Origin of the sequence: Nocardiopsis lucentensis DSM 44048 (assembly GCF_000341125.1) — a bacterium.
GTDB classification, from domain to species: domain Bacteria; phylum Actinomycetota; class Actinomycetes; order Streptosporangiales; family Streptosporangiaceae; genus Nocardiopsis; species Nocardiopsis lucentensis.
The window spans coordinates 1-2,466 of sequence record NZ_ANBC01000892.1 but is presented as its reverse complement, the minus strand read 5'-3'; the positions used below and the strand labels follow the sequence as shown (position 1 = coordinate 2,466).

Here is a 2,466-nt window from a genome sequence, read left to right as displayed (position 1 = left end):
CCGGGGGAGCCGGGCCTGGCGCGGCTCCTGGCCGCCGGCCGGACCCCGGCCCGACACCGCAGGTCCCCGCTCGCCCGGTTCGCGGACCGCGTCGTGGCGGAACTGCCCGTAGTGGAACCGGTCCGGTGAACGCCCTGCTGGAGGCGGTGCGCGACCGCCTGGTCGAGTCGGGCGGACCGGTGAGTCGGGCCGCCGTGGCCGCGGCGCTGCGCGAGGAGGGCGGTGTCCTGGGGGACGCCGAACTGCTCGCCCTGACCCGGCGGCTCGCCGCCGAGCTGTCCGGCGCGGGGCCGTTGGAGGACCTGCTGACCTCCGGGGTCACCGACGTCCTGGTCAACGGACCGGACGAGGTGTGGGTCGACGACGGTGACGGGCTGCGGCGCGCCGGGGTCCGGTTCGCGTCGGCGGAGGAGGTGCGCCGACTCGCCCAACGGCTGGCCGCCCAGGCCGGGCGGCGACTGGACGCGGCCGTCCCCTACGTCGACGCGCACCTGCCGAACGGGGCACGACTGCACGCGGTACTGCCTCCGGTGGCCCCGGAGGGGGCGTGCGTGTCGCTGCGGCTGCCGCCCCGTCGGGTGTTCGACCTGGGGCGGCTGACCGCGTGCGGAACGCTCACCCCACGCGGCGCGGCCCTGCTCCGGGCGGTGGTGCGCGCACGGGTGCCGTTCCTGATCAGCGGCGGCGCGGGGACCGGAAAGACCACGTTGCTGTCCTCGCTGCTCTCGTTGGTCGGTCCCGCTGAGCGCGTGGTCCTGGCCGAGGACTCCCCCGAGCTACGTCCCGAGCATCCGCACGTGGTCCGTCTGCGGACCCGTCCGGCCAACATCGAGGGCAGCGGGGAGGTCCCCCTGTCCGTCCTGGTGCGTCAGGCGCTCCGGATGCGCCCGGACCGGCTGGTGGTCGGCGAGGTGCGCGGGCCGGAGATCGTCTCGCTCCTGGCGGCCATGAACACGGGCCATGAGGGTGGCGCCAGCAGCCTCCACGCCAACGGCGCCGAGGACGTCCCGGCCCGGGTGGAGGCGCTGGGTTGCGCGGCCGGGCTCACCCGGGACGCGGTGCACAGCCAGCTGGCCGCCACCCGCGCGCTCGTGATCCACCTCGTCCGGGACACCGCGGGACGTCGGCTCGCCGAGGTCCGGGTGCTGCGCCGGGGAGGCGACGGGGTGGTGGAGGCGCTGCCCGCCGTCGCCTTCACCCCCGAGNGGGGGGTCCTGCCATGAGTTCCCCGGCGCGGAGGCGCTGGCGGACCGGTTGGGCGGGGGGTGGCCGAGCTCATGACCGTCCTGCTGCTCTGTGTGGTCGCACTGGTCCTGTTGGCTCTCGTGCCCGATCCGAGACGGGACCGCCTGTCACGGGCGTGCCCGGCCACGGAGTTTCACGGGATCGGCCGGTCACGGTGGTGGGCTCCGGAGACCGCGCCCCGAACCGGGGCCGAGACGGCGCGATGGGCTCCGGGTCGGTTCGGAGATCCGCTCCGACCGTGGGTCCGCGCCCTGGTCCGGCGGATCATCCGCGCCCTGGCCCACCGCCGCGAGGGGTCGCGGCGCCGTCGCGCGGTGGTCGTGCTGTGCCGGATCCTGGCCGCGGAGCTGCGTGCCGGGCAGCCTCCCGACGAGGCGCTGCGCATGTCGGCGGCGCAGGCGGGACCCTCGGTGGCCGGGCTCCGCGACGCGGCGTCGATGCGCGCCGCCGCCGACCGCGATCCCGACCTGTGGGCGCTGGCCTACCTCGCCGCGTGCTGGGAGGTCTGCGCCGAGACCGGGGCCGGGCTGGCGGGGGTGGTCGACGCCCTGGCCGAGGAACTGACGGCGCATGAGGAGCAACGGTCAGAGGTCGCGGCCAGGACCGCCGGGCCCCGCACCACGGCGATCGTGCTGGGTGGGCTTCCCCTGGTGGGCCTGCTGATGTCGGCGGGGCTGGGCGGTTCACCCCTGGTGTTCCTGTTCACCACACCGGTGGGTCTGGGGTGTCTGGTGGGCGGGGCGGCCCTGGACCTGCTCGGGGCCTGGTGGACGTTGCGCATGGTGCGCGGCGCCGTGGACGCGGGCGAGGAACGGTCCCGGGGATCACCTCCGCCCCGCGGACCCGCGGCACGCCCGGGCGTGCCCGCGACACCTGCGCGAGCAGGACCCGCATGGAGCGGGAGCGTCGCAGGGCGGACCCGTATGAGACGGAACCCGCGCGAAGGAGACCCGACGTGAGCCGGACACGGCACGCAGGAGAAGCGGAGACGAACCGGAGCGAGGAGAGAACGACACGAGGCGGCACTGGCGCGGAAGCGACACGAAGCGGGGGCGGTGCGAGCGGGACCCGCGTGAGCCGGAAGCAGCGTGAGGAAGGGGATGGATGTTCGAGGCGGCCACGGTGGTCCTCGGGACCGCCGCCGTATGGGTGCTCATGGGTGGGAGCCCGGTCCACCGGATCCGCGGCCCGCGTCCGGTTCCCCGTCCTTCTCGGGCGAGG

General features: G+C 75.8%; 3 pseudogenes. All 3 read left to right on the top strand.

Features of this window, described 5'->3' with window-relative positions:
• A pseudogene (locus D471_RS42220) lies at nt 1-129 on the top strand (septum site-determining protein Ssd); the annotation flags it as partial.
• Nucleotides 126-1,281 (top strand): annotated as a pseudogene (locus D471_RS37065) (TadA family conjugal transfer-associated ATPase). The pseudogenes D471_RS42220 and D471_RS37065, both read left to right, overlap by 4 nt.
• 104 nt (nt 1,282-1,385) lie before the next feature.
• A pseudogene (locus tag D471_RS42215) lies at nt 1,386-2,042 on the top strand (type II secretion system F family protein); the annotation flags it as partial.
• Between the last annotated feature and the right edge of the window lie 424 nt (nt 2,043-2,466).